At 69.5% G+C, this 24,651-nt stretch carries 24 protein-coding genes and 3 pseudogenes; 12 read left to right on the forward strand and 15 right to left on the reverse strand.

Features of this window, described 5'->3' with window-relative positions; translation table 11 throughout:
- Positions 1-20: 20 nt before the first annotated feature.
- Positions 21-857, reverse strand: a complete 837-nt coding sequence (locus BM430_RS23790; protein WP_093569720.1) for an ABC transporter ATP-binding protein — start codon at positions 855-857, stop codon at positions 21-23.
- Between the two features lie 9 nt (positions 858-866).
- Positions 867-2,228, reverse strand: coding sequence for an LLM class flavin-dependent oxidoreductase (locus BM430_RS23795; RefSeq protein ID WP_093569721.1), 1,362 nt, complete (start codon positions 2,226-2,228; stop codon positions 867-869).
- A 262-nt stretch (positions 2,229-2,490) separates the two neighbouring features.
- Between BM430_RS23795 and BM430_RS23800 the strand changes: the two genes are divergently transcribed.
- Positions 2,491-2,943, forward strand: coding sequence for an RrF2 family transcriptional regulator (locus tag BM430_RS23800; RefSeq protein ID WP_093569722.1), 453 nt, complete (start codon positions 2,491-2,493; stop codon positions 2,941-2,943).
- Here BM430_RS23800 and BM430_RS23805 read toward each other — a convergent pair.
- Entirely contained in the window at positions 2,927-3,823 is an 897-nt protein-coding gene (locus BM430_RS23805) for a hypothetical protein (RefSeq protein ID WP_177303157.1), read from the reverse strand. The two genes, BM430_RS23800 and BM430_RS23805, sit on opposite strands and share 17 nt — an antisense overlap.
- Before the next feature lie 380 nt (positions 3,824-4,203).
- On the opposite strand from BM430_RS23805, the gene BM430_RS23810 reads away from it, so the two are divergent.
- The 3 genes from BM430_RS23810 to BM430_RS23820 all read left to right on the forward strand — a co-directional run bounded on the left by BM430_RS23810 (position 4,204) and on the right by BM430_RS23820 (position 6,529).
- Entirely contained in the window at positions 4,204-5,820 is a 1,617-nt protein-coding gene (locus BM430_RS23810) for an ABC transporter substrate-binding protein (RefSeq protein WP_093569723.1), read from the forward strand.
- Positions 5,821-5,909: 89 nt separating this feature from the next.
- Positions 5,910-6,209 (forward strand): BrnT family toxin, encoded by a 300-nt coding sequence (locus BM430_RS23815; protein ID WP_093569724.1) that lies wholly within the window; start codon positions 5,910-5,912, stop codon positions 6,207-6,209.
- A complete protein-coding gene (locus BM430_RS23820; RefSeq protein WP_093569725.1) occupies positions 6,161-6,529 on the forward strand; it encodes a helix-turn-helix domain-containing protein in 369 nt (122 codons plus the stop codon). Before BM430_RS23815 ends, BM430_RS23820 begins: the two co-directional genes overlap by 49 nt.
- Positions 6,530-6,536: 7 nt before the next feature.
- Here BM430_RS23820 and BM430_RS23825 read toward each other — a convergent pair whose 3' ends face one another.
- Genes BM430_RS23825 through BM430_RS23850 form a run of 6 tightly spaced genes read right to left on the reverse strand, consistent with a single transcriptional unit; the run spans position 6,537 to position 11,804 of the window.
- Positions 6,537-7,346, reverse strand: a complete 810-nt coding sequence (locus BM430_RS23825; RefSeq protein ID WP_093569726.1) for a MetQ/NlpA family ABC transporter substrate-binding protein — start codon at positions 7,344-7,346, stop codon at positions 6,537-6,539.
- Positions 7,346-7,927, reverse strand: coding sequence for an FMN reductase (gene msuE / locus BM430_RS23830; protein ID WP_093569727.1), 582 nt, complete (start codon positions 7,925-7,927; stop codon positions 7,346-7,348). The genes BM430_RS23825 and msuE overlap by 1 nt, the downstream gene beginning before the upstream one ends.
- A gap of 30 nt (positions 7,928-7,957) precedes the next feature.
- The gene (locus BM430_RS23835; protein ID WP_093569728.1) at positions 7,958-8,878 is read right to left on the reverse strand and encodes an ABC transporter ATP-binding protein; all 921 of its coding nucleotides are present in this window, start codon (positions 8,876-8,878) and stop codon (positions 7,958-7,960) included.
- On the reverse strand, positions 8,856-9,899 hold the full coding sequence (locus BM430_RS23840) for an ABC transporter ATP-binding protein (RefSeq protein WP_093569729.1): 1,044 nt from the start codon (positions 9,897-9,899) through the stop codon (positions 8,856-8,858). The genes BM430_RS23835 and BM430_RS23840 overlap by 23 nt, the downstream gene beginning before the upstream one ends.
- Before the next feature lies 1 nt (position 9,900).
- Positions 9,901-10,803, reverse strand: a complete 903-nt coding sequence (locus BM430_RS23845) for an ABC transporter permease (protein WP_244539637.1) — start codon at positions 10,801-10,803, stop codon at positions 9,901-9,903.
- A gap of 11 nt (positions 10,804-10,814) precedes the next feature.
- On the reverse strand, positions 10,815-11,804 hold the full coding sequence (locus tag BM430_RS23850) for an ABC transporter permease (RefSeq protein ID WP_093569731.1): 990 nt from the start codon (positions 11,802-11,804) through the stop codon (positions 10,815-10,817).
- Between the two features lie 132 nt (positions 11,805-11,936).
- On the opposite strand from BM430_RS23850, the gene BM430_RS23855 reads away from it, so the two are divergent.
- The 3 genes and pseudogenes from BM430_RS23855 to BM430_RS23865 all read left to right on the forward strand — a co-directional run bounded on the left by BM430_RS23855 (position 11,937) and on the right by BM430_RS23865 (position 15,374).
- Complete coding sequence (locus BM430_RS23855) at positions 11,937-13,139, forward strand: LLM class flavin-dependent oxidoreductase (RefSeq protein WP_093569732.1); 1,203 nt, start codon at positions 11,937-11,939, stop codon at positions 13,137-13,139.
- A gap of 250 nt (positions 13,140-13,389) precedes the next feature.
- A pseudogene (locus tag BM430_RS23860) lies at positions 13,390-13,917 on the forward strand (ABC transporter substrate-binding protein); the annotation flags it as partial.
- 56 nt (positions 13,918-13,973) lie between these two features.
- Positions 13,974-15,374 carry an IS30 family transposase gene (locus BM430_RS23865; protein ID WP_093569734.1) on the forward strand — a complete coding sequence of 467 codons (1,401 nt, stop codon included), beginning with the start codon at positions 13,974-13,976 and terminating at the stop codon, positions 15,372-15,374.
- A gap of 23 nt (positions 15,375-15,397) precedes the next feature.
- On the opposite strand, the gene BM430_RS23870 is transcribed toward BM430_RS23865, so the two are convergent.
- Both BM430_RS23870 and BM430_RS23875 read right to left on the reverse strand, forming a co-directional pair.
- A complete protein-coding gene (locus BM430_RS23870) occupies positions 15,398-16,273 on the reverse strand; it encodes a M24 family metallopeptidase (RefSeq protein WP_143132115.1) in 876 nt (291 codons plus the stop codon).
- Between the two features lie 63 nt (positions 16,274-16,336).
- Positions 16,337-16,600, reverse strand: coding sequence for an aminopeptidase P family N-terminal domain-containing protein (locus BM430_RS23875; protein WP_093569736.1), 264 nt, complete (start codon positions 16,598-16,600; stop codon positions 16,337-16,339).
- Between the two features lie 416 nt (positions 16,601-17,016).
- On the opposite strand from BM430_RS23875, the gene BM430_RS23880 reads away from it, so the two are divergent.
- Together BM430_RS23880 and BM430_RS23885 are read left to right on the forward strand one after the other, a co-directional pair.
- Positions 17,017-17,538 carry a MarR family winged helix-turn-helix transcriptional regulator gene (locus BM430_RS23880; protein ID WP_093569737.1) on the forward strand — a complete coding sequence of 174 codons (522 nt, stop codon included), beginning with the start codon at positions 17,017-17,019 and terminating at the stop codon, positions 17,536-17,538.
- Complete coding sequence (locus BM430_RS23885) at positions 17,535-19,232, forward strand: FAD-dependent monooxygenase (RefSeq protein WP_093569738.1); 1,698 nt, start codon at positions 17,535-17,537, stop codon at positions 19,230-19,232. The genes BM430_RS23880 and BM430_RS23885 overlap by 4 nt, the downstream gene beginning before the upstream one ends.
- A gap of 131 nt (positions 19,233-19,363) precedes the next feature.
- Here BM430_RS23885 and BM430_RS35350 read toward each other — a convergent pair.
- The 4 genes and pseudogenes from BM430_RS35350 to BM430_RS23905 all read right to left on the reverse strand — a co-directional run.
- A pseudogene (locus tag BM430_RS35350) lies at positions 19,364-19,501 on the reverse strand (YidB family protein); the annotation flags it as partial.
- Positions 19,502-19,794: 293 nt separating this feature from the next.
- Complete coding sequence (locus tag BM430_RS23895; RefSeq protein WP_093569739.1) at positions 19,795-20,763, reverse strand: quinone oxidoreductase family protein; 969 nt, start codon at positions 20,761-20,763, stop codon at positions 19,795-19,797.
- A 134-nt stretch (positions 20,764-20,897) separates the two neighbouring features.
- On the reverse strand, positions 20,898-21,686 hold the full coding sequence (locus BM430_RS23900; RefSeq protein WP_093569740.1) for an SDR family oxidoreductase: 789 nt from the start codon (positions 21,684-21,686) through the stop codon (positions 20,898-20,900).
- Positions 21,677-22,012 carry a nuclear transport factor 2 family protein gene (locus tag BM430_RS23905; protein WP_093569741.1) on the reverse strand — a complete coding sequence of 112 codons (336 nt, stop codon included), beginning with the start codon at positions 22,010-22,012 and terminating at the stop codon, positions 21,677-21,679. The genes BM430_RS23900 and BM430_RS23905 overlap by 10 nt, the downstream gene beginning before the upstream one ends.
- A 120-nt stretch (positions 22,013-22,132) precedes the next feature.
- Here BM430_RS23905 and BM430_RS23910 point away from each other — a divergent pair, with 120 nt between their 5' ends.
- From BM430_RS23910 to BM430_RS23920, 3 genes and pseudogenes are all read left to right on the forward strand, one after another.
- On the forward strand, positions 22,133-23,029 hold the full coding sequence (locus BM430_RS23910; protein WP_093569742.1) for a LysR family transcriptional regulator: 897 nt from the start codon (positions 22,133-22,135) through the stop codon (positions 23,027-23,029).
- 532 nt (positions 23,030-23,561) lie between these two features.
- Positions 23,562-24,095: a PAS domain-containing protein gene (locus BM430_RS23915; RefSeq protein WP_093569743.1), complete on the forward strand. Its 534-nt coding sequence runs from the start codon at positions 23,562-23,564 to the stop codon at positions 24,093-24,095.
- Between the two features lie 110 nt (positions 24,096-24,205).
- Positions 24,206-24,651 (forward strand): annotated as a pseudogene (locus BM430_RS23920) (IS21 family transposase); the annotation flags it as partial.

A 24,651-nucleotide genomic window follows, 5' to 3' on the forward strand; every position in this document is an offset into this window, starting at 1 on the left:
CGGGGCTCCGGAGGAAGGAATCAGGCCGAGCGGGCGGCGAGCGGCAGGACGGCGGCGGGACGGCGCCCCGCCTCCCGGGCGGTCGCGGCCTGGGGCTGCGCGCCCTGCGTCGCCTCCAGCCGGTCGAGGATCGCGTAGCGCAGGCCCGCCAGCACGGGATCGCGCCGGTCCCGGGGCTTTGCAGCCGGAACGTCGACGATCTCGGCGATCCGGCCGGGGCGCGGGGCCATCACCACCACCCGGTCGCCGAGCAGCAGGGCCTCGTCGACGTCGTGGGTGACGAGGAGCGCCGTGATGCCCTCGCGGGCGCAGATCCGCTGCAGCTCGTCCTGGAGCCGCGCGCGGGTGAGCGCGTCGAGGGCGCCGAACGGCTCGTCGAGCAGCAGCAGGCCCGGCCGGTTGACGAGGCCGCGGGCGATGGCCGCGCGCTGGGCCATGCCGCCGGAGAGCTGGCGCGGATAGGCCTTCTCGAATCCCGACAGGCCGACGAGGGCGACGTGCTCGGCGACGAGCCGCGCCGCCTCGGCCGCGCTCAAGTGGGCGTTCTCGAGCCCGAGGCCGATATTCTCGGCGACGGTGAGCCAGGGAAACAGCCGCGGCTCCTGGAAGACGAGGCCGCGCTCGAGGCTCGGGCCGGTGACCCGGCGCCCGTCGTGGCGCACCTCGCCGTCATGGGCGGGATCGAGCCCGGCGACGATGCGCAACAAGGTCGACTTCCCGCAGCCGCTCGCCCCCACGATGGCGACGAACTCGCCCGGGGCGACGCTGAGGTCGATGCCGTCGAGGGCCCGCAGGGGCCGGCCGTCGACGGAAAAATCCTTCGCCACGCGGGCGATCTCGATCCGGCTCTCCGGCATGGCGCCCTCTCACTCGGCCGCTTCGCGCGCGGGCGCGGCGTGAACGCGGTGGCGCGGGCGGGCGAGCCCGAGATGATCGCGCAGGGTCCGGCCGGCATAGTCGGTCCGGAACAGGCCGCGGCGCTGCAACTCGGGGATCAGCAGCGTCGCCACGTCGTCGAGCCCGGTCGGCAGGATCGGCGGCATGATGTTGAAGCCGTCGGCGCCGTAGGCCTCGAAGCGCTCCTGGAGCGCGTCGGCGACGTCCTCGGCGGTGCCGACGAGCGTCCAGTGGCCGCGGGCTCCGGCGATCCGCAGGTAGAGGTCGCGGATCGACAGGTTCTCGCGCCGCGCCAGCGCCACTAGCAGCGCCTGCCGGCTCTTGCCCCCGTTCGTCTCCGGCACGTCCGGCACCGGCCCGTCCTCCGGGTAGCCCGCGAGGTCGATGCCGAGCATCCGCTCGAGGAGCGAGCGGCCGACCACCGGATGGACCAGCGCCTGCACCGCGTCGTACTTCGCTTGCGCCTCGCTCCGCGTGCGGCCGAGGAACGGCATCGCGCCCGGCATGACCTTGAGGTCGTCCGGCGCCCGGCCGTGGCAGGAAAGCCGCCCCTTCACGTCGGCGTAGAACGCGACCGCGTCCTCCAGCGTGACCTGGGCGGTGAAGATCACCTCGGCGGTGCGGGCGGCGAGCGCCTTGCCGGCCTCGGAGGAGCCGGCCTGCACCACCACCGGGTGCCCCTGCGGCGGGCGCGGCACGTTGAGGGGGCCGCGGACGGAAAAGTGCTCGCCCCGGTGGCCGAGCACGTGGAGCTTGGCGGGATCGAAGAACAGGCCTTCGTCCTTGTCGCGGAGGAAGGCGTCGTCCTCGTAGGTGTCCCAGAGCCCCGTGACGACGTCGACGAATTCTTCCGCCCGGGCGTAGCGGCGGGCATGGGCGAGGTGGGCGTCGCGGCCGAAATTCCACGCCTCGCGCTCGTCGGCCGAGGTGACGAGGTTCCAGCCGGCCCGGCCGCCGCTCAGGTGGTCGAGGGAGGCGAACTTGCGCGCGACGTGGAACGGCTCGTTGTAGGTGGTCGAGGCGGTGGCCACGAGGCCGATGCGCTCGGTCACCGCCGAGAGGTGCGAGAGCAGGGTCAGCGGCTCGAACTGGCCGACGTAGCGGGTCGCCGTGCGGCTGAGCGCATCGATGTCGTCGCCCCGGATGCTGACGCCGTCGGCCAGGAAGATCAGGTCGAACTTCGCCGCCTCCGCGACCTGCGCGAGGCGCCGGTAATGCACCGGGTCGATCCCGGCATCGGCCTTGGCGTCCGGATGACGCCAGGCGGCGACGTGGTGTCCGCCGGGATACAGGAAGGCGCCCAGATGCAGGGTGTCGTCGCGACGCGCCATGTCGTCAGCCTCGCAAGCCGTCGGTCTCGTTCGGAAGGGGGCGGATCGCACCCGCCGGTGATACGGTTCTCGCGGACGAAATCTATTTAGTCAATCATTTTTGTGTACTATATGTCCCAAAGAGGGCTGCGGTCACTGTCCGGCCTGCTGTACCGCGATCTCCCGGGGAGGAAGTCTACCGCGCCAGTCGACAAATCCCCATCTCTCCGGCACCGCTTGCCGGCCCGCCTCTTCCGCAGTTCCCCGCCACCGCAGGACGACGATGCTGACCAACAAGGGCAAGTACGGGCTCAAGGCGATGGTCCACCTCGCAGGCCTGCCTCCGGGCGCCCGCATCGGCGTCGCCGAGATCGCCGAGGCGCACCGGATCCCCAAGAAGTTCCTCGACGCGATCCTGGGCGACCTGCGCAATGCCGGCTTCGTGCACAGCAAGAAGGGGCCGGGCGGCGGCTACGCCCTGGCGCGCCCGGCCGGGGAGATTCGTATCGGCCACGTCGTGCGCGCCCTCGACGGCCCGCTGGCGCCGCTTCCCTGCGCCAGCCGCACCGCCTACCGCCCGTGCGAGGATTGCGCCGACGAGGCGGCGTGCTCGGTGCGCCTCGCGATGCTGGCGGTGCGCAACAGCATCGCGGGCATCCTCGACAACCTGACGCTCGAACAGATGCGGGCGCTGCCGCAGGCGGAGGCCGAGGCGAGCCTCACCTACCACATCTGAGCGTCGCATCCTCTCGCGCCGGGCCTCGGGCCTCCGCCGACGCGGCAGCCCCTTCCCCGCCACGCCCGGCATCGGCGACGCGCCCGGCGAGCCAGGCGCAGGCGGCGTCGAGGTCGAGGAGGCGGGGTGCCGCGTAGGGCATCAGGTCCGCCGGGTGACCGGCGAAGATCCGGTCGGCCGCCCCCGGCGCGACGGAGAGGCCGCTGGCGCGCGGCAGCAGCAGCCCGCGCACGACGAGGTCGCGCAGGAGGGCGCTCGGCCTTGGGCCGTCGCGCCGCGTCGCCGGGGCGTCCGTCCCGCCGCCGAGAATCCGCTCCCACACCCGTCGGCCATGGCGCAGCAGGCGCTCGCGCGCCTCGTCGGGCAGATCGTGCCAGAGGGCGGGGGCGCTCAGGCGCAGGCCCGCCATCGCGACGTCGCGGCCGACCCCGCGGCCTTCCGCCTCCCGCACCAGCGCACGCAAGGAACGCACCAGGGCGGCGGCGCCGGTCCCGAGGGGCAGGTCGGCCGGGTCGAGACGGAGCGCGCGGATGGCGGCGTTCCTCTCCCGCGGCGGAACGCCGGAGGCCGGCGGTTGCAGGGCGAAGGCCAGCACCGCGGCGCGGCCGAGATAGGTGGTCCCGTCGGCCGTCCGTGCCGCCACGCCCTGCGGCGTGGACGCGACCGACAGACAGGTCGTCTCGGCGACGTGGAGACGCCCCGCATGCTGCCGCAGCGCTTCGACGAGGTGCAGGGGGGCCACAGGCAGCGGGCCGGTCTCCTCGGCCAGCAGGGTCGCGAACTCGGCCCGGCGCAGGCGACGACAGCGGGAGCCCTGCGCCTCGATCACGGTGACCTGCACCCGTGCCTCGCGGCGCAGCAGGTGGGAGGCGAGGCTCACGCCGCCCGCGCTCGCCCCGATCACCAGGACGTGGCGGCCACGGGTGGCCGGCGCGGGCCCGGGAGCCGGACGAGGGATTCCTGTGTGCTGCGTGTCCGACATCGATCGTTCCCCGCGGTTGGGCAGGTTCTCATCGCTGTCAGTCTCTGCGGCCCAGGCCGGCCGGTCAACGAGAATGTTCTCTTTATAGAACGATCGCCAATGGAAATATCTGCTGCTGCTGGCGTCCCGCATAGAAAATAGCGAGCATTATCATCAAAAATGGTCGCCTTGAGCCGGTGAATCGATTGCCACCCAATCGATCCGGCTCTAGTCCGCGGAGTCATGTTCGTTTAAAAGAACGAACCGAAAATTCCCCTTCATTCCGGAGCGCCTGCGTCATGTCCCTCACGCGCCGCCACGCGACCCGCCTGCTCCTGAGCGCCGCAGCGGGCGCCGCCCTGCCGGCCATCCCGTCCGGCCCCCCGCTCCTCGCGGCCCCGGCCGAGACGCCGGTCCGCGGCGGCACGCTGAACTGGGTGTTCTTCCCCGAGCCGCAGGCGATCATCGCCATCAACACCACGTCGGGCACCGGCCAGACCATCGGCAGCAAGATCAACGAGGGGCTGCTGCGCTACGCCCGCGACATGACCCCGCTGCCCAACCTCGCGACGGAGTGGGCGATCAGCCCGGACGGCCTGCGCTACCGCTTCGCCTTGCAGCGCGGCGTGACCTGGCACGACGGCCGGCCGTTCACCTCTGCCGACGTGGCGTTCTCGCTCCTGCGCCTGCGCGAGGCGCATCCGCGCGGGCGCATCACCTTCGCCAACGTCGCCGAGATGCGCACGCCCGACGCTCACAGCGTCGAGATCGTGCTGTCGCGGCCGGCCCCGTTCCTGATCAGCGCCTTCGCGGGGGCGGAATCCCCCATCGTGCCGCGCCACGTCTACGAGGCGATCCGGCCGGAGGCGAGCGCGAGCCTCGCCCAGACCATCGGCACCGGACCGTTCCTGCTCAAGGAGTGGGTGCCGGGCAGCCATCTCCTGTTCGAGCGCAACCCGAACTACTGGGACGAGGGCAAGCCCTATCTCGACCGGATTGTGCTGCGGATCATCACCGATCCGGGCGCCCGGGCGGCGGCGTTCGAGGCCGGCGAGGTCGATCTCGGCGGCAATCCGGTCCCGCTCGCCGACCTCGCCCGCCTGCGGGCCCTGCCGAAGCTCGTCGTCGACACCACGACCTACGCCTATTCCGGGCCGCAGACCCAACTCTTCTTCAACCTCGATACCGGGGTGCTGCAAGACGTGAGGGTGCGCCGGGCGGTGGCGCACGCCATCGACCTCAAGGCGCTGCTGGCGGCGGTGTATTTCGGGCACGGCGCGGTCTCGCCGACCCCGGTCAGCGTCGTGCATCCGAAGTTTCACGATTCGAGCCTCGGGCCGGTGCCGTTCGACGTGAAGCGGGCCGAGGCTTTGCTCGACGAGGCCGGCCACCGCCGCGGTCTGGGCGGCACCCGCTTCCCGCTCCGGCTCACCCTCAACCCGTTCCTGGAAGGACGCTACGGCGACTTCATCCGCCAGGCGCTGACGCGGATCGGCATCGCGGTCGATTTCCAGCGCCTGGATCTCGCGACCTATCTCACCCGGGTCTACCGCGACCGTGCCTTCGACGTGACGATCGAGTCCCTGTCGAACACCTTCGACCCGACGATCGGGGTGCAGCGCGCCTACTGGTCGAAGAACTTCAAGCTCGGCCTGCCGTTCTCGAACGCTGCGCACTACGCCGACCCGGAGGTCGACCGCCTGCTCGAAGCCGCCGCCATCGAGCCCTACGAGGCGCGCCGCCGCGAGCTGTTCGTCACCTTCCAGCGCCGCATCCGCGCCGACCTGCCGTCGGTCGACCTGATCGCGCCCTCCGGCATCATCGTGGCGCACCGCAAGGTGAAGAATTTCGCCCCCGGCGCCGAGGGGATCACCGGCAATTTTGCGGATCTGTCCATCGACCCGCGGGATGCGTGAGGAGCCCGCACCGGCCGGGCTGCGGCGATTGCGCTCTGAGCGTAGTGCCGCGGTTCATGTAGGATGGGTCGCACCCGTGGGGCGGCGGCATGATCTTCGAGTGGGACAACGAGAAGAGTGCGGCGACTCTCACCGCCCGCGGCTTCGATTTCGCGCACGCGTCGCGCATCTTCGAGGGCCTCACCCTCCAGACGCAGGATATGAGGCGGATATACGGTGAGATGCGGGTGAGTGCGGTCGGCGAGATCGATGGCGATATGATCCAGGTCGTCTTCACCGATCGAGTGAGCGGGCGCCGAATCATCTCGGCCCGTACGGCAAGCCGGAAGGAGCGAAGGAAATGGCACGCGTTAGTCTTGAAGACCTCCGCAAGGTTGCCGCACCCGTAGACCGTGCGAAGATCGACGCGACGACGGAGGAGGACATCCGCCGCCACATGATCGAGGACGGCGAGGATCCCGACGCGGAACCGACCGGGTACCGTCTCGTGTGGCCGATTGCGGCGATCCGGTCGCGGCTCGGCATGACCCAGAGCGTCTTCGCCGACGCCCTCGGCGTACCGGTGGCGACCTTACGCAACTGGGAGCAGGGCCGGACCCAGCCGGATCCGGCAGCTTTGGCGCTCTTGCGCATCGTAGAGCGCGAGCCCGAGGCCGCCTTCCGGGCACTCGGGGTCGCGTATCGGGCGCCGGCCGAACGGCAGGGCTGACGCCCCGCTACCACGCCGGCTCGAGGAACCCGCCGTAGCGGTCGAGCAGGAACCGCTTCACCTCCGGCGAGCGGTAGGTGGCGATGAAGGCGGCGAGCCGCGCGTCGTCGCGGTTGTTCGGACGGGCCACGAAGCTCAGCGTGTAGTGCCTGTCGCCGGCCCCGTCGGTGATGAGGGCGGTCTTCGGGTCGCCGCCGGCGGCGATCAGGTAGGTGAAGCTGATCTGGGCCAGGGCCACGTCGTCGAGGACGCGGGGAAGCTGCGCGGCGTCGAGTTCGAGGATGCGCAAGCCCTTCGGGTTCTGCACGACGTCCGCCACCGTGACCGCGTCGCCGAGGCCCGGCTTGAGGGAGACGAGGCCGGCCTTCTCGAGCAGGTGCAGGCCGCGGGCGGCGTTGACCGGGTCGTTGGCGATCGCGACCGAGGCGCCCTTCGGCACGTCCTCCAGGCGCTTAAGCGACTTCGAGAACAGGCCGACCGGCAGGATGATGGCCGGCGCCACCGGCACCAGGGCGTAGCCCCGGGCCTTGATGGCGCTGGTGAGGAAGGGCACGTGCTGGAACAGGTTGGCGTCGAGGCTGCCGGTCGCCACCGCCTCGTTCGGGGTGACCCAGTCGGTGAACTCGACGATCTCGACGCTCTGCCCCTGCGCCCGGGCGAGCGTCGCGGCGACGTCGAGGGTCTGGGCGACCGGGCCGGCGGTGGTGCCGATGCGCAAGGGTGCCGCGGCCCGGGCGGGACTGACGCGAACGCCTCCGATGGAAGCGGCTGCGAGGGCGGTACCGAGGATCACCCGGCGGGTGAGGATGCTGGTCATCAGGCGGCCGCCTGAATCGCGGCGCGGGGCGTGCGGTGCGCCAGGGCCTCGACGAGCTGGCCGGCGGCCAAGGCGATCCGGGCCTCCAGGGCCGCGTCGGCGGGGCGGCTGTCGCGGAACTCGGCATCGCTGGCATAGACCGAGGTCGCGACCGTGTGAGCCCCGAAGAACCCGAAGAGCGGCCGCAGCTGGTGCTCGACGACGAGGGCGTGGCGATGCCCGCCGCCGGTCGCCGCGACGATCACCGGCCGGTCGGCCAGCGCCGCCGGGTCGATGAGGTCGAAGACGTGCTTGAACAGGCCGGCATAGGAGCCCTTGTAGACCGGGCTCGCCACGATCAGGGCGTCGGCCTCGGCGATCGCCCGGACCAGGGCGGCGCCACGGGCGGTCAGGTCGCCCGGGGTGTAGGCGGCGCCGAGCTCGGGCCCGCCGTCGAGGAGGTCGAGGAGCTGGACGTCGACGGGCCGGCGCGCGGCCACGGCCTCGGCGATGGCGCCGACGAGAGACCGCGACTTCGACGGCCGGTGGGTGTTGCCGCTGAAGCCGACGATGCGGAAGCGGGTGGTCTGGCGCAGGCTCATGGAAAAATCCTCGTGCTTGGGGGGATGCGGTCAGGCGTGGTGGCAGGCGACGGCGTGAGCCTCGGCGACCGGGCGCAGGACCGGGTCGTCGCGACGGCAGAGGTCGGTCGCCAGCGGGCAGCGGGGATGGAAGCGGCAGCCGGACGGGACATCGGCCGGGCTCGGCAGGTCGCCGCCCAGCGGCGGCGCCTGGCGCTTTCGCGCGGGGTCCGGCACCGCCGCGATGAGGGCGCGGGTATAGGGGTGGCGCGGGGCGGCCCACAGGGCCCCGGTCGGCGCGCTCTCGACGATGCGGCCGAGATACATCACCAGCACCCGGTCGGCGACGTGATTGACCACCGACAGGTCGTGGGAGACGAACAGGTAGGCGAGGCCGAGTTCGCGGCGCATCGCGGCGAGCAGGTTGAGGATCTGCGCCTGGACCGAGAGATCGAGGGCCGAGACCGGCTCGTCGCAGACCACGAGGCGCGGCTCGACCACCAGGGCGCGGGCGATGCCGATGCGCTGGCGCTGGCCGCCGGAGAATTCATGCGGATAGCGCGTCGCCGCGCTCGCCGGCAGGCCGACCTGGTCGAGGGCGCGGGCGACCCGGGCGCGGCGCTCGCCCCGGCCGCCGAGGCCATGCACCTTGAGCGGCGTCTCGAGGATGCGGCCGACGGTGTGGCGGGGGTTGAGCGAGGCGAAGGGGTCCTGAAAGACCATCTGCGCCCGGCGGCGATAGGCGCGCAGATCGCCGCCGCGGAGGCCGCGAACCGGCACCCCGTCGAACACGATCTCGCCGCCCTGCGGTTCGACGAGGCGAAGGAGGCTCTTCGCCAGGCTCGACTTGCCGCAGCCGGACTCGCCGACGAGGCCGACGGTCTCCCCGCGCGCGACCGTCAGGCTGACGCCGTCGACCGCCCGCACCCCGTTGTAGGCGGTCGTCAGGTCAGAGACCGAGAGCAGCGTCATGGCGAATGTCTTGTTGATGGCCGGGAATGCGGATCGGAAGGACGGGACGCGCGATCGCGGTCGTGACCGGGCAGGCGACGATGCGCCCGCCGGGCCGCGCCACGGCCGGCGGCGGGGCGGCGCGGCAGCCCGGCTCGGCCAGCGGGCAGCGGGATGCGAAGGCGCAGCCGGGCTGGCCGTGCGCCGAGGCGATCGAGCCCGGGATCTCCGGCAGGGCCTCGCCGCGCAGGACTTCACCGTGGAGACCCGCCCGGCCGCGGGGCGAGGCGGCGAGGAGGCCGCGCGTGTAGGGATGGAGAGGATCGTCGAACAGCGCGTCCGGCTCCGCCTCCTCGACCCGGCGGCCGGCATACATCACCACCACGCGGTCGGCCCATTGCCCGACCACGCCGAGGTCGTGGGTAATGAGCAGCACCGCCATCCCGAGGTCGCGGCGCAAGCCGTCGATCAGATCGAGCACCTGGGCCTGGATCGTCACGTCGAGGGCCGTGGTCGGCTCGTCGGCGATGAGGAGTTTTGGCGCGCAGGCGACCGCGACGGCGATCATCACCCGCTGGCGCATCCCGCCGGAGAGCTGGTGCGGATAGGCATCGACCCGCCTGTGCGGATCGGGGATGCGCACCCGGTCGAGGAGGTCGACGGCGCGGGTCCGGGCGGCGCGGGCCGAGAGGCCCTCGTGCCGGCGCAGAACCTCGGCGATCTGGACGCCGACGGTGAGCACCGGGTTCAGGGCCGTCATCGGCTCCTGGAACACCATCGCGATCTCGCGCCCGCGGATCTCGCGGAACCGGCGCTCGCTCAAAGTCCCGATATCGCGGCCGTCGAACCGGATCGTGCCGGACGCGATCCGGCCGCGCGGCGGCAGGAGGCGCATCAGGGCGAGCGCCGTGAGCGACTTGCCGGAGCCCGACTCGCCGACGAGGGCGACCGTCTCTCCCGGATCGACGGTGAAGCTCAGGTCTTGCACCGGCCGGGCCCGCGGGAAGGCGATGCCGAGGCCCTGGACATCGAGAAGCGCCATCTCACGCCTCCCCGGCGAGGCGGGGATTGAGCGCGTCGTTGAGCCCGTCCCCGACGAGGTTGAGGGCGAGCACGCTGAGCACGATCGCGACCCCGGGGATCGCGGTCAGATACCAGGCGCTGCGCAGGACCTCACGGCCCGAACCGATCATGCTGCCCCAGCTCAAGACGTTCGGGTCGCCCAGCCCCATGAAGGACAGGGCCGATTCCATCAGGATGCCGGAGGCGACCATCACCGAGGCGGTGACGACGATCGGCGGCAGGGCGTTGGGCAGGATTTCGGCGACCACGATCCGCACGGGCCCGTAGCCGAGGCCGCGGGCGGCGGTGACGAAATCCTTCTCGCGCAGGGAGCGGAACTCGGCCCGGGTGAGCCGGGCCACGGTCGGCCACGAGGTCGCCCCGATGGCGAGCGTGATCGCCGGGATCGAGGGCTGCGCGATCGCCACCAGCACCACCAGCAGGATGAAGGACGGAATGGTCTGGAACAGGGCGATCAGGCGGCCGAGGGCGCGGTCGATCCGCCCGCCGGCATAGCCGGCCGCGGCGCCGACCAGCACGCCGACGGCGAGGCCGGTGGCGGCGGCCGCGAAGCCGACGAGGAGGGAGACCCGGGCGCCGTGGGCGATCCCGGCGGCGACGTCGCGGCCGAGGGAATCTGTGCCCAACGGATAGGCCGGGTCCTGGCCCGGCCACAGGAAGGGCTGCGCCACCATGCCGAGCGGATCGTCGGGATAGGCGACCGGCGCGGCCAACGCCGCCGCCGCGACCAGGCCGAGGATCGCGAGGCCGGACAGGGCGGTCGGGTTGCGCAGGAAGGCCCGCAAGGCCCGGCGCGGCGCGGGCGCCGGCGGCGCGGTCCCACGATCCACGGCGGCGGGGGCCTGCGCGAGGGGCAGGGTCATCGGCGACGAGGTCATGAGCGCACCGCGATGCGAGGGTCGAGGATCGCCTGGATGAGATCGACCGCCACGTTGGCGACGAGGACCAGGAGCGAGGAGAGCAGGAGCACGCCGAGCAGCACGCTGAAGTCGCGCGCCATCACCGCCTCGAAGGCGAGGCGCCCGAGGCCGGGCCAGGAATAGACCGTCTCGACCACGACGGCGCCGCCGAGAAGCCCGCCGACATGCATGCCGGCCACCGTGGTGACCGGCAGGAGCGCGTTGCGCAGGACGTGGCGCAGGGTGACCGCGAGCGGCGACAGGCCCTTGGCGGCGGCGGTGCGCACGAAGTCCTGGGCCCGCACCTCCAGCATCGCGGCGCGCACGAGGCGCGCGTAGATGGCGACATAGAACAGGGCGAGCGACAGGCCGGGCAGCACCATGTAGCGCATCTGGTCGATGAGGGCCGCGACGCCGGTGAGCCCCTGCCCGATGGTGCGCGCGCCGCCGCTCGGCAGCCAGCCGAGCTTCACCGAGAACAGCACGATCAGCATCAGGCCGATCCAGAAGCCCGGCACCGAGTAGAACAGCAGCACCGCCACCGACAGAATCCGGTCGAGGAATCCGCCCGGCGCCCGGGCCATCAGCGCGCCGAGCGCCAGGCCTGCGAGCAGCGCGAGGGCGAGCGCCAGGCCCATCAGCATCAGCGTGCCCGGCAGGCGCTGCCCGATCAGCTCGGCGACCGGCATGTTGTAGCGCGGCGAAACGCCGAGGCTCAGATGGGCGAGGTTGTTCAGGTAGGCCAGGAACTGATCGAGCACCGGCAGGTCGAGGCCGAAGCGGCTGCGCAACGCCGACAGCGTCTCCTCGGTCGCGGAGCCCGCCTCGCCCGCCATCACGTCGGCGGCGTCGCCGGGCGCGAGGCGCAGCAGGAAGAAGTTCACCACCAGGATCAGGAAGGCCGTCGGCGCAGCCTCGAGGAGCGCCCGCCCCAGCACGGGAAGCAGGCGGCGTGTTCGGTCCATTGGGGGTGACTCCGGCGCGATGCCGCCAGGCCGCGGCGGTCGGCCTAAATTCATATTGTCGATCTATTTTGTCAACTATAGGATGCCGGCATCGTCGGGGCCCGCGGCCCGGCATGCAAGGCGAACCCCGTCATGACCCTGATCCACCCTCCCGGCGCCCTCGTCGGCCGATCCGGCTTCGCGAGCCCGGCCGACTTCCCGGACAGTCCGCTGTCACGGGCGCTGGCGGAGCCGCTGCTGCTCGGCCTGTTCCTGCCGATCCAGGCCGGCGGCTGGACCGCCTCGACCCTGCCGCGCACCACCGACTGGAGCTTCGACTACAACCGCGACTTGGTTCTGGAGGCCGAGCGGCTCGGCTTCGACCTCGTCTTCGCCCTGTCGCAATGGCTGCCGAAGGGCGGCTATGGCGGCGTGCTCGACGGGCAGGCCCTCGATTCCTTCACCAGCATCGCGGCCCTGTCGGCGCTGACCCGCCGCATCCTGCTGGTGGCGACCGTGCACGTGCTCTACGGGCCGTGGCACCCGCTGCACTTCGCCAAGTTCGGCGCCAGCCTCGACCACATCTCCGGCGGCCGCTTCGGCTTCAACGTCGTCACCGGCCACCGGGCGGTGGAGCACGAGATGTTCGGCTGGCCGCGCATCGAGCACGACCGGCGCTACGCGCTCGCGGCCGAGTTCGTCGAGGTGGTGCAACGCCTGTGGCAGGACGACGAGCCGTTCTCGTTCACGGGCGAATCCTCGTGGTGCCTCGGCGACGGCTTCGTGACGCCCAAGCCCCGCTACGGCCGTCCGATCCTCGTCAACGCCACGGGCTCGGAGGCGGGGATCGCCTTCGCGGGGCGCTATTCCGACATCGTGTTCGTGACGAGCCCGGCCGGTGCCGACATCGACAGCGCGCTTGAGGCTCTGCCCGATCACACCGCCCGGGTGAAGGCGGCGGCGCGCGGGTTCGGACGCGAGGTCCGCACGCTCATCAACCCGCTGGTGATCTGCCGCGAGACGGAAGCCGAGGCCTGGGCCTATGCCGATGCCATCGTGGCGCACGCCGATCCGCGTAGCCCGAAGGGGTTTCGCACCCTCGATTCCGACGCCCATGCCTGGAAGGGCCGCGAGACCCGTCCCGACCCCTACGGTGCCATCGGCGGCAACATCCGGGTGATCGGCTCGCCCGAGCAGGTGGTGGCGCAGTTCGCGGCCCTGAAGCGGGCCGGCATCGATGGGCTCCAGCTCAGCTTCTACGACTTCAAGCCCGACCTCGCCTTCTTCGGCGAGCGGGTGCTGCCGCTGATGCGCCAGGCGGGCCTGCGCGGCGCCCCGGCGGCGCTTGCGGCCTGACACGGCACTCCGAGGCTCCACCCCTTTCCCGGACGACTGAAGCGATAGCGGAAGGAAATCCGGGATCCGGGGGAGAAGTGCCGTGAAGCGGCTCTGCATGCTGCACCGTTGCAGACAGGCGGACGCTTCGCGACTTCTTGTGCTGGATCCCGGATCTCCTTCCACTTCGTTTCAGTCGGCCGGGAAAGGGGTGGCAGGAACGATATCCAGCGCATTCGACCTCCTGCACTATTGTTTCAGGACCGATCCCATGACCGCCCTCACCCGCCGCCACTTCACCGCCGGCCTCGCCGCCGGCAGCCTCGGCCTCGCCGTCCCGGCCCGCGCCGGCACGCCGCGCCGGGGCGGCACCCTGACGATGGTGATCCAGCCCGAGCCGCCGATCCTGGTGAGCCTGACCCACACCGCCGGGCCGACCACCCGGGTGAGCCCGAAAGTGACGGAGGGCCTGCTGGCCTTCGACCTCGACTTCCGGCCGCGCCCGCAACTCGCCACCGCCTGGGAGGTCAGCGGCGACGGCCTGCGGTACCGCTTCTCCCTGCGGCGGGGCGTCAAGTGGCACGACGGCCGGCCCTTCACCTCCGCCGACGTCGCGCACTCGGTCCGGCTCCTCAAGGAGCATCATCCGCGTGGGCGCGGCACGCTCGCGGGCGTCGTCGACGTGCCGACGCCCGATCCCCACACCGCCGAGATCGTGCTGTCGCGCCCGGCCCCCTACCTGCTCGCGGCGCTCACCGCGTCCGAGACGCCGATCGTGCCGAAGCACCGCTACGACGGCGACGTGCTGGGTGGATTCAAGTGGTCGTCGCAACGGCTTGGCGGAGGGCGGCTGTGATGGCAGGTCGGCGGCGTTCGGATCGGTGTCTTCGAGAGAAATTGCGGTCACCGGGTCGTCCCGGGGTCGGTTTACGCGTGACGCCGCGGGAGTTCTGGGCGTTCATCGCTCAAGGTCTCTCCAGCGAGGACGCAGCGATGAAGGTCGGGATCTCGCCACCGGTCGGCTCGCGATGGTTCCGAACAGCAGGCGGAATGGCACCGTCTCATCTGTCACCATCATCCAAGTCACCTTCTACGCGCTACCTGTCGTTCGCGGAGCGTGAGGAGATAGCGATACTGCAGGCGCAAGGTCACGGGGTCCGGGAAGTCTCCCGGCGTCTGGGGCGGGCGGCGTCGACCATCTCGCGCGAGTTGCGGCGCAATGCAGCGACCCGCAGTGGCGGCTTGGACTATCGCGCAACGACGGCGCAGTGGCACGCTGAACGTGCGGCACGCCGGCCCAAACCCGCAAAGCTGGCGGGGAACACCGCGCTACGGACCTACGTGCAGGAACGGCTCGCCGGCGCTGTCGCGACACCGGGCGGGAGCGTTCTGCCTGGACCGAGCGTTGCCTGGAAGGGACGGCGGCACGGGCGACGCCAGAGCCGGCGCTGGGGCCGATCCTGGAGCCCGCAGCAGATCGCCGAACGCCTGCGGCTCGACTTTCCGGACGATCCGACGATGCGCATCAGTCACGAGGCGATCTATCAGGCCCTCTACATTCAGGGCCGGGGCGCGCTGAAGCGTGAGTTGACCGCCTGTCTTCGCACAGGACGGGCTTTGCGAGTGCCGCGGGCCCGCTGCCTGCGGCGCGGCAAGTCGTTCGTCACCCCCGAGGTACTGATCAGCGAGCGTCCGCCCGAGGTGGAGGACCGCGCGGTACCGGGTCACTGGGAGGGAGACCTGATCCTGGGTCTGAAGAGCTCGGCGATTGGGACCCTGGTCGAGCGTACGACACGTTTTACAATGCTGCTGCATCTTCCGCCGATGGACGGCCATGGGGTGACACCACGCGCCAAGACCGGCCCATCGCTGGCGGGGCACGGGGCCGCGGCGGTCCGCGAGGCGATCACCGGCACGATCGCGCGCTTGCCGGAGCATCTGCGGCGCTCATTGACCTGGGACCAGGGGGCCGAGATGGCCGAGCATGCGCGGTTACGGATCGACGCGGGTCTGCAGGTGTACTTCTGTGATCCACGCTCACCCTGGCAGCGGGGGACAAACGAGAATACGAACGGGTTGCTGCGGCAGTACTTCCCGAAAGGAACGGATCTGAGCGCTCACAGCGTGGACGATCTTGCTGCTGTGGCCGCAGCCCTCAACAGCAGACCGCGCAAGACGCTGAACTGGAAGACGCCGGCAGAGGCACTCGACGCTGTGCTGGCCACCGTGCAAGATGGTGTTGCGATGACCGCTTGAACGTAAGCAGTCATCCGGCACGGTTATGATATCTCGATGAGTTGCGCCGGTCTTTTCCCAAGCCGTTCGGCGCCACGCTCGCCTACGACGACTGTATCTCCCCAGTACAATCGCTTACTACCATCGTGTGTTTGGATCATCGGCTTGACGATGAACGTCGCGTTGGCCTCGATCCGCCAGTCGCGCATGATCGCATCACGCGGTTTGTGGATGTTGATGGGGGCGTCGCCGCCGAGGCCTCGGCCGTGCATGATGAGACTGCACCGCAAGCGCTCGTCGCTCATGGCGGCGACGATGTCCGATATCCCGCCGACCGTCGCACCCGGCCGCAGGGCCTCGTAGCAGCGTTCAATCGCTTCCTGCTGACGGTTGAACAGCTCCCTGTAGATGTCCGGGGCACGACCCAGGAAGACCGGTTGCGTGTTCTGGGCCACGTAGCCGGCCCAACGCGCCTCGGCCACGACGGAGATGACGTCTCCGGATCGAAGCGGACGGAGCGACGGCATGTACTGCGCCGAAGGCGGCTGCGGCCAACCCGCCGACCACAGGATCATGGTCGGCACCTCGCCGCCCCGCTCCACCATGTCCGCCAGCATCCGCGCGTAGACGACGTTTTCCGGCACGCCCGGACGCGCCTCGCGGAGCAGGACATCGACCGACGCCTCGGCGAGCTCCTCGGCCTTTCGGAGGAAGGCGAGCTCCTCCGTGCTCTTAACGAAACGCGCCCCCTCCAACAGCAGGTTCGCATCGACGATCTCGGCGGCGGGCAGCGCGCGGACCAACCCGTCGAGGATGCCGGCAGGCGTGATCCCTTCGGGAAAGCGGGTGTTGCCGGCGAGGCCCGTCACGCCGATCCGGGCACGGTCGAGACCGAGCTCCCTCAAGCGGTCGATACTCATCTGCGTGTAGCCCCAACCGGTATCGATGGGACGTATGTCCGTGACCAAGTCCTGCCGTTGCAGTCAGATGTCCTTATGGACGTCCGGGCTGGTGATCGCGGTCACCTCGCCGGTCAAAGGGAAGACGCATGCCGCCTGGGAGCAATCGCCGCCTATTCCGGTGAGATAGCGCACATTGGCCTGGAAATGGTCCCATAGCCCGGTGTTGGGCGGAACGAAGATGGCGTCAAGGCGTGCCTCGGCCATCAGTTTTCTGACTTTCAGCCACCTTAGGTCACGCTCCTGTGCCGAGAACTTGGGCGCGCCCTCAACCAAGCCTTGCCACATATTCGCATTCCTCTCCTTCATGCCTCGGCGATGTGTTGCCGGACGATGGGCGACCCGTTGCAAGGCGCCATCGGCGGCAATGCCCCGGCCATGGCTCGCCGCATGGGCCCCAGGGCCTTTCCAGGCCGGCATCGAGCCTGTGGCCTCGGACTGCGACCGGCACACTCCGGCGGACGTAACGATCCGCCGTCAAGATGTCGCTAAACTGTCGTTATGACAGCTTACTACCAATTGTTAGGGGCGGCTTTTGTTCCGGCGGTTGGTGGCGCGGCCATCCCGGGCCGGCTTGAGCCACCCAACCAGACTGGCAGGCGGAAAACATGGTCAGGGTTGGAACCGATCACCCCGCGCCGTGTTGAAGCGATAACGACAGCAGGCTGTCATTATCGCAGGTAGATGACAAATCGGGGATTATCATGGGTTCTGCGCCGAGGAAGGCCTCGAAGGACATCGACCGCCTCCGCCGGGCCTGGTCCGGTCTCGCCATCGAGGTGTTCCGCCTCAACGGCGACTTGGTCGAAGGGGGGGACGCGCTGGTTCGCGACCTCGGGCTGACCAGTGCCCGCTGGCAGGTCCTCGGCGCCGTCGCCCTTTCCCCAGTGCCGCTGCCGGTCGCCCACATCGCCCGCAACATGGGCCTCGCCCGCCAGTCGGTTCAGCGCGTCGTCGACGACATGCGTGACGACGGGCTGGTCCGGCTCGAACCCAACCCCCACCACCGCCGCGCGCCGCTCGTCGCCATGACGCCGCAGGGCGAGGCCGCCTACGAACGGGCCATGGCGCGCAAGGACCTCTGGGCCGACGTGCTTACCGAAGGGATGTCGGCGGAGACCATCGAGGCGGCAGGCACGCTCCTGCGCACGATGCAGCAGCGGATCGCCGCCTCCCACGAACACATCGCTTCCATTGCCGCCACACGAAAGGAGACACAGGAATGAACCGCGCCGAAGCCACGCGGGAGTATGATGCCGACGTGATCGTCGTCGGCGCCGGGCCCATCGGCCTGACGACCGGCAACGCCCTGCGCCACCACGGCGTCTCGTGCCTGCTCCTGGAGGAACGCACCGAACCCAAGGCGTACTCGCGCGCCAACAACCTCTGGGCACGCCCGCAGGAACTGCTCGCCGGCATCGGCCTGCGCGACGCCCTGGCCGAGAACAGCTACGCCATCCACACCATCAACTTCTTCGTCAACGGCACGCCGACAACGCCCATCCCCATCGCCGACGTCGCCAGTCCCTACCCGAAGGTACTGTACAGCGGACAGGACGTGATCGAGCGGACCCTGACCGCGGAGTTCGAGCGGCGGGGCGGCCGGCTCGACCGGGGCTGCAGAGTCACAGGCGTCGACCAGGACGACGAGGGCGTCACCGTGGTGCTCAGGCGGGGCGAGGACGGGCCGGAGGAGCGCCGCCGCTGCCGCTACCTCGTGGCCGCCGACGGCGCCAAGAGCACGGTCCGGCCGATGCTCGGCCTGGACTTCAAGCCCGAGCGGCTGCCGAACTGCATGAACCGGCAGGTCGACGCCCGGCTGTCCTGGCGCCGCTCGCGGGAGCCCGACCAGCTCTGGTTCTTCTACTACGAGCGGGGCTTTGCGGGCATCCTGCCGGTCTGGGGCGGCTATCACCGGCTGTTCTTCCTGGCCGACGACACCGGCGTGCCGGACCGTGACCCGACCCTCGACGAGATGCAGGCGGTGGCGCGCGAGGTGACGGGCGACGAGACCCTGACCCTGTCGGACCCGCAATGGCTCACCCACAGCCGCTTCCACTACGGGGTCTCGCCCGGCTACGCCCGCGGCCGCGTGTTCCTGGCGGGCGATGCCGGGCACCTGTCGCTGCCCATCGGCGGCCAGGGCATGAACGCCGGCCTGCACGACGCGGTGGAGATCGCGTGGCGGCTGGCCATGACCCTGCGGGGCGAGGCGGCGCCGGTCGTCCTCGATTCCTACGACGGCGAGCGGGGCAAGGAGCACGCGCGATTGAGCGCTCAGCAGGCGCGTGGCTTCCGCTGGACCGTCTACCGCGGTCCCGTCGCCGACACAGTTCTGGGGCTGGCCGCGAAGGCTCTGCCGAACCTGGGCTCGCTGCTGCAGGGGACCGACGACATGCAGCAGATGGGCGTCGAATACCCCAAGAGCCTCCTGAACGAGGACCGCCTTTCCGGTTTGGCGACCATGCTGCGGCCGGGGCCGAAGCCCGGCGAGCGGGCGCCGGACGCGGAGGTGACCCATGACGGCGAGACCACGAGCCTGTTCCGGTTCCTCACCAACCCGGACGGCCATACGACCGGCTGGGCGCTGCTCTGCTTCGATGGACGGTCGTCGGATGCGGGCGCCTCGCTCCTCGAAGCCGTCGAGGCCGTGACGCCCTGGACCTGGGTGCGGCCGCGCCTCGTGCTGGCGGGCCCCCTGCTCGACGGCGTGAGCGTCCCCGCGCTCTCCGACATGGACGGCAAGGCGCACGGGGCCTACGGGCTGGAGGGCCGGCCGGCCTTGGTCCTCGTCCGGCCGGACGGACACATCGCCTTCCGCGGCGACGCCGACCGTGCCGACCGGTTGGTCGCTTACTGCCGGAAGGCTTTCGGTGCGGAACCGGTACGGTCGACGGGCGTGCTCCTCGCCGCGCAATAGGGCGGAGGAACAAGGACGACGCCGAAACGGTAGCCCGCCGCGCGACGGTCGGCCCGGAACTTCCCGGTTCCCGGGACCAACCGTCGCTTCGGCTCGGAAGCGGCTGGAACGACGGTGCCGAGGGCTGGTGGCTATGCCGGAAGCCGGCCATCCGGCGTGTAGCGGTCGACGGCCTGGGGGAGCTCCCGGGACAGGCGGGAGAGGAGCTCGTCTCGGGACAGGCCGGTGCGCTGGATCAGGGTCGCGAGGACGTCCGGCCCTATGGCCTGTGCAGGAACCCGCAACGTGAGATGGGTCGCGCTGTTCTACATCGGCTTGCAGCCCGCTTCACACCACGCATCCTACAAAAAACCAATCATATAAGCTTTACATTTACGCAAGCACTGACTCTATTACCTGAATTGCGGTTTGCATGAGCAATAGTCCGCGGAATCATGAACTGGGCGATGCGGATGACAGTTTCAAAATATTATTTAGTTTCGGAACCTGAAGAGCCGCCGTTCAATGATGCGCTGGGAGCCTATCCAGGCAGCCTCGATCATCTCTGGATCGCCCAAGCTCATCATCGCGTGAAGACGGCCTTGCCCCTGGTGCGCCCTTCGATCATGTCGCGGAAGGCCTCGCGCGCCTCGGTCATCGCAACCACGGACCCGACTTCCGGCTCGATCCCATTTGCGATGATGAACCGCATCATGTCTTTCATCTCATCGAGCGTACCCATGATGGTGCCGCGGATGTCGAGTTGCTCGACGAAGATGCGCGCGAGCTCGGTTTGTCCGACGTGGCCCGAGACGATCCCGTTGATGACGACGACGCCGCCGCGCTTGACCGACTTCAAGGTGTGATCCCACGTCGCCGTGCCGACATTGTCGACCACCGCATCGACGCGACGCGGCAGGGCCTCGCCATGGCGGAAGATCCGGTTGGCGCCGAGACGCTCGGCGATCTCGGCGCCTTGATCGTTGCGGGTCGTGACCCACACTTCGAAGCCCGCCGCCCGACCCATCTGAATGAGCGCCGTCGACATGCCTCCCGAAGCGCCCTGCACCAGCAGGGTCTGGCCAGGCATCAGACGCGACTTGGTGAAGAGCGAGCGGTAGGCGGTCAGCCAGGCCGTCCCGAGCACGGATGCGTGGAGCGCCGACAAACCTTCGGGGAGAGGCAGTGCGTTGCGCTTAGGGACGGCGACGTAATCGGCCATCGTCCCGGGCACGAGCTCGCTGAAGATGTGCCAATTGGGATCGATGGTCTCGTCGGCCTTCCAGTCGTCCGATCCCATGACCGGATAGATCACGACGGGCGTTCCATCGTCGAGCAGGCCGGCACCATCGTTGCCGAGTATCATCGGATAGGGAACGGGCTTGTCGTTCACCAGCCCGCGCAAGGTAAAGACGTCATGCCGGTTCAGGCTGGCGTGGGTGATCTTCACCCGCAGCCAGCCCTCCTCGATGACGGGGTCCGGCATTTCGCCTACGACGACGGAGGCGAGTGGATCGTCGGGGTTCTTTTCCTTGGCGTAGACGGCAAGCATGGTCGCTCCTTACAGGAATCCTCGATCCCATAGTGGTGCGGTCGGCGGCCGGGGATCGCGTGGCTCGGGCCGCTCGCGGCCTCAAGAGGGTGCGTGGCCCTCGACGATGTCGGCGAAGGCTGCGTGGGCTTCGGTCAGACGGTACGAACCGTCCCGCCGTCGATCACGAACTCGGCGCCGTGGATTGCGGCCGCCCGGTCCGATGCGAGGTAGGCAATAAGATCGGCCACCTCTTCGGGCTCCGCACCGCGACCGATCCCGATGCCGCCGAGGGCGTCCAGCACGGACCGCCGAGCGTCCTCCATCGTGCCGCCGTTGGCGTCCTGAAGCCGCTTGAGGAAGTCCCCGACGGCATCGGTCATGATCCACCCCGGCGAGACCGAGTTGACCCGCAAGCCCTTCGGCCCAAGCTCCTTCGAGATCGACTTGCTATAAGTCCTCAGCGCGGCCTTGGCGGCGGCGTATCCCGTCGTCGACTCGGGCAGCGGCAGGATCGACTGGATCGAGGTTACGTGCACCACGGTGCCACTGCCCCGCTCTAGCATTTGCGGTATCAGCAACCGGTCCAGCCGCACCGTCGCCAGCAGGTTGAGGCTCAGCTCGGCAAGCCAATGCTCGTCGGTCAGCGCGGCAAACCCGCCGCCCGGCGAGGCGGAGCCGCCGACGACATGGGCGAGAATGTCGATGCCGCCGAGCCGGTCGAGGGCCGCCTTCGCGAATGCCTGGCCGCCCTCCGCGGTCGTCAGGTCGCCCTGGACATACTCGACGCCCTCGATGGGATCCTTGATCGTACGGGCGGCGGTGACGACACGGGCTCCACCGGCCAGGAAGCGCTCGACCGTGGCGCGGCCCAGCCCCTTGGTGCCGCCGCTGACGAGTACGCGCTTGCCGGCGAACTCGGTTGGATCTGCGGTCATGCCCATACCGTCGTCTCCAGCGTCTTGATGGCGTTACCTTCCATCTTGAAGCGGTAGGTGAAACGCAGCGGGCTGCCGGGGAAGTCTCCGTGGCAGGGGCCTTCGAGGACGACATCGCCGTCTTCCTCCCGGGCAGTGTCGGGCTCGAAGACTGCTTTCACGGCGATTCCTTCTTCCTTGAGAAGCTTGCGGATCTGCTCCTTTCCTTCGTGACGCTTGTCGTTGTCGATGAAGACGGCGTTCGGCAGGAAGTGCTTCATCATGCCTTCGAGATCGAGGCGCAAGTTTGCTGCGATATAGCCCGCAATGGGACCCGATATATTCAGTGTCATTGTTTCTCTCCACCTGCTGCGGTGGAGTCAATTTAGGAGCGAACCGGCCTTGCGATAATCGCTTCAAAATGCGATGCGGTATTTCGATAAACGAAACAATCCTGATCGGGTCGATGGGCGATGCGCGGAACCAGTATCGGCGATCTCGAAGCGGTCGCGGCGATTGCACAGCGGGGGAGCTTCAGGTCCGCGGCCGACGAATTGCGCGTGTCGAGCACCGCACTCAGCAATGCCATCGCCAAACTGGAAGCGGACCTGGGCGTGCGCCTGTTCAACCGCACGACTCGCAGCGTGTCGTTGACGGAGGCTGGCCGAAACCTGCTGAATTCGACCTTGCCGGCGCTCCAGGAAATCCAGGCCGCGCTGGACGTCGCCCGCGGTCAGCAATCCACGCCGGCCGGCACGTTGCGCATCAATGCTTTCGCCACGGCGGCGCGTTTCGTCCTGCCGACGCTGATCCTGCCGTTCCTGGAGCGCTACCCCCAAGTTCACATCGACCTCGTCACCGAAGGCAACCTCGTCGACATCGTGAGAGACGGTTTCGACATCGGCGTGCGCGTCGAGGGATTGGTGCCAGTCGATATGATTTCGGTGCCCGTGGGACCGCCGATGCCGTTCGCGGTGGTCGCTTCTCCGATCTATCTCGAAACCCATCCGCGGCCGCGCTCCCCGACCGATCTCACAGCACATCGCTGCATCCGTGGGAGACTTCCCAAGGGGACGATCCTGAAGTGGCGGTTCGAGAAGGGCGGGGAACATCTCGAAATCGATGTCGACGGTCCCATCACGCTGGATGAGCCTGGCCTTGTCCGAACCGCTGTGATGCATGGCACCGGTCTGGGTTTCCTCTTCGAACCCGATGTCGCCGCGGACATCGCCTCAGGCAGGATGGTGCGGGTGCTGGAGGACTGGACGCCCCCGGGGCTCAATATCGCGATCTATTATCCGAGCCGTCGAAACCTGACGGCCGCGCTACGCGCTTTCGTCACGGCGGCACGCCAGCTCAGCAGGGACTGACTGCTCATCTCGCGAGAGCAAGCGTCGCACGGTCACCAGCGGTCGAAGGGGGCGCAGATCCTCGAACGATGCGATGCGTTCCCCGGCACCCTCGCCGACGTCGCGAGCAACCATGACGCCCACGTCCAGCATGGTGAACCGGAAACCGTCGTGGCAGGTCGTTGCGGTCAACGCGCGCCCATCGCGCACCTGATGTCCGACCGCGTGCTGTTCTACGACGGGACCGAGATGAAGTTCGTACGCCCCTTCTCGGCCGAGGGCGCCTGAGTGGCGCCTCATGGCCCGACATCCACCTCGGCCCGACTCTCCGGCCGGCATCGGCTGGCCGAGGCCGAGGTCCAGGACCACGGCCTCCTCGTGCCCGGTCCCACAGCATGGGCAGGATCGTCTCGGCCATCGCCCACGCGCGCCGGCCGGCATGGCCGCGGCGGCGGGATAAGCCAGTTGTCACGGGCCTTTGACGCTGCGGCGCCCTTGCGAATCCGCCAATCGTGTTGAGCCCGGGGGCGCATCTGGTACAAGCCGCGACGTGATGGACGAGACGCCGAGAGACCGCCCGCAGGCGACACTGGAAACGGTCCGCCGCGACACCGACCGCATCCTTTCGGAGATCTCCGGGACCGGCCTGATCGACCCGTTCGCGGCGGCCGTGCGCGCCACGCGCATGCCGATGATCATCACCGACCCGCGCCAGCGCGACAACCCGATCATCTTCGTCAACGACGCCTTCTGCCGCCTGACCGGCTACGACCGTGGCGAGATCGTCGGGCGCAACTGCCGCTTCCTCCAGGGTCCGGAGACGGACAAGGAGGACGTCGCCCGCATCCGCATGGCGGTGGCCGCGCGCCAGAAGATCGAGATCGCGATCTACAACTACCGCAAGGACGGCACCCCGTTCTGGAACCAGTTGCTGCTGGCCCCGGTCAAGGACGCCACCGGCGAGGTCGCCTACTTCTCCGCCAGCCAGTACGACGTCACCGCCGACTTCGCCCAGCTCACCCGGCTGAAGGGCGAGAACGCGGTGCTGGCCGCCAAGCACGCCGCCAGCACCGAACGCCTGCTGTGATTAGGCGTTGAATAAGGACCCCGTTTCCGGGGTGATCGGCGTCCAAACGGCCCCCCCAGGATACGTCATCCAGACTGCCTCCCGCACTCGGAACGGGAGGCTCGCGGAGGATGTTGGTCGTGGAGACGGTCGCGAAGATCCGCCGCGCGTACTTCGTGCAGCATAAGCCGATCAAGCAGATCTGTCGGGAGCTGAAGCTCTCCCGCAAGGTCGTCAGGAAGGTGATCCGCTCGGAGGCAACCGCCTTCCGCTACACCCGCAGCGTCCAGCCTGTACCCAAGCTCGGGCCCTGGCGCGACGAGCTCGACCGGATGCTGACGGCCAATGCCGGGAAGCCGGCGCGGGAGCGGCTGACGCTGACCCGGATCTTCGAGGCGCTGCGGGGGCTCGGCTACGAGGGCGGCTATGATGCCGTCCGCCGCTACGCCAAGACGTGGAAGCGCCAGCAGGCCAGCGTGACGGCTCCCGCCTTCGTGCCGCTCGCCTTCGCCCCGGGCGAGGCCTACCAGTTCGACTGGAGCCACGAGATCGTCCTGATCGCCGGCGTCACCACGAC

Source organism: Methylobacterium sp. 174MFSha1.1 (assembly GCF_900116815.1).
Classification (GTDB): domain Bacteria; phylum Pseudomonadota; class Alphaproteobacteria; order Rhizobiales; family Beijerinckiaceae; genus Methylobacterium.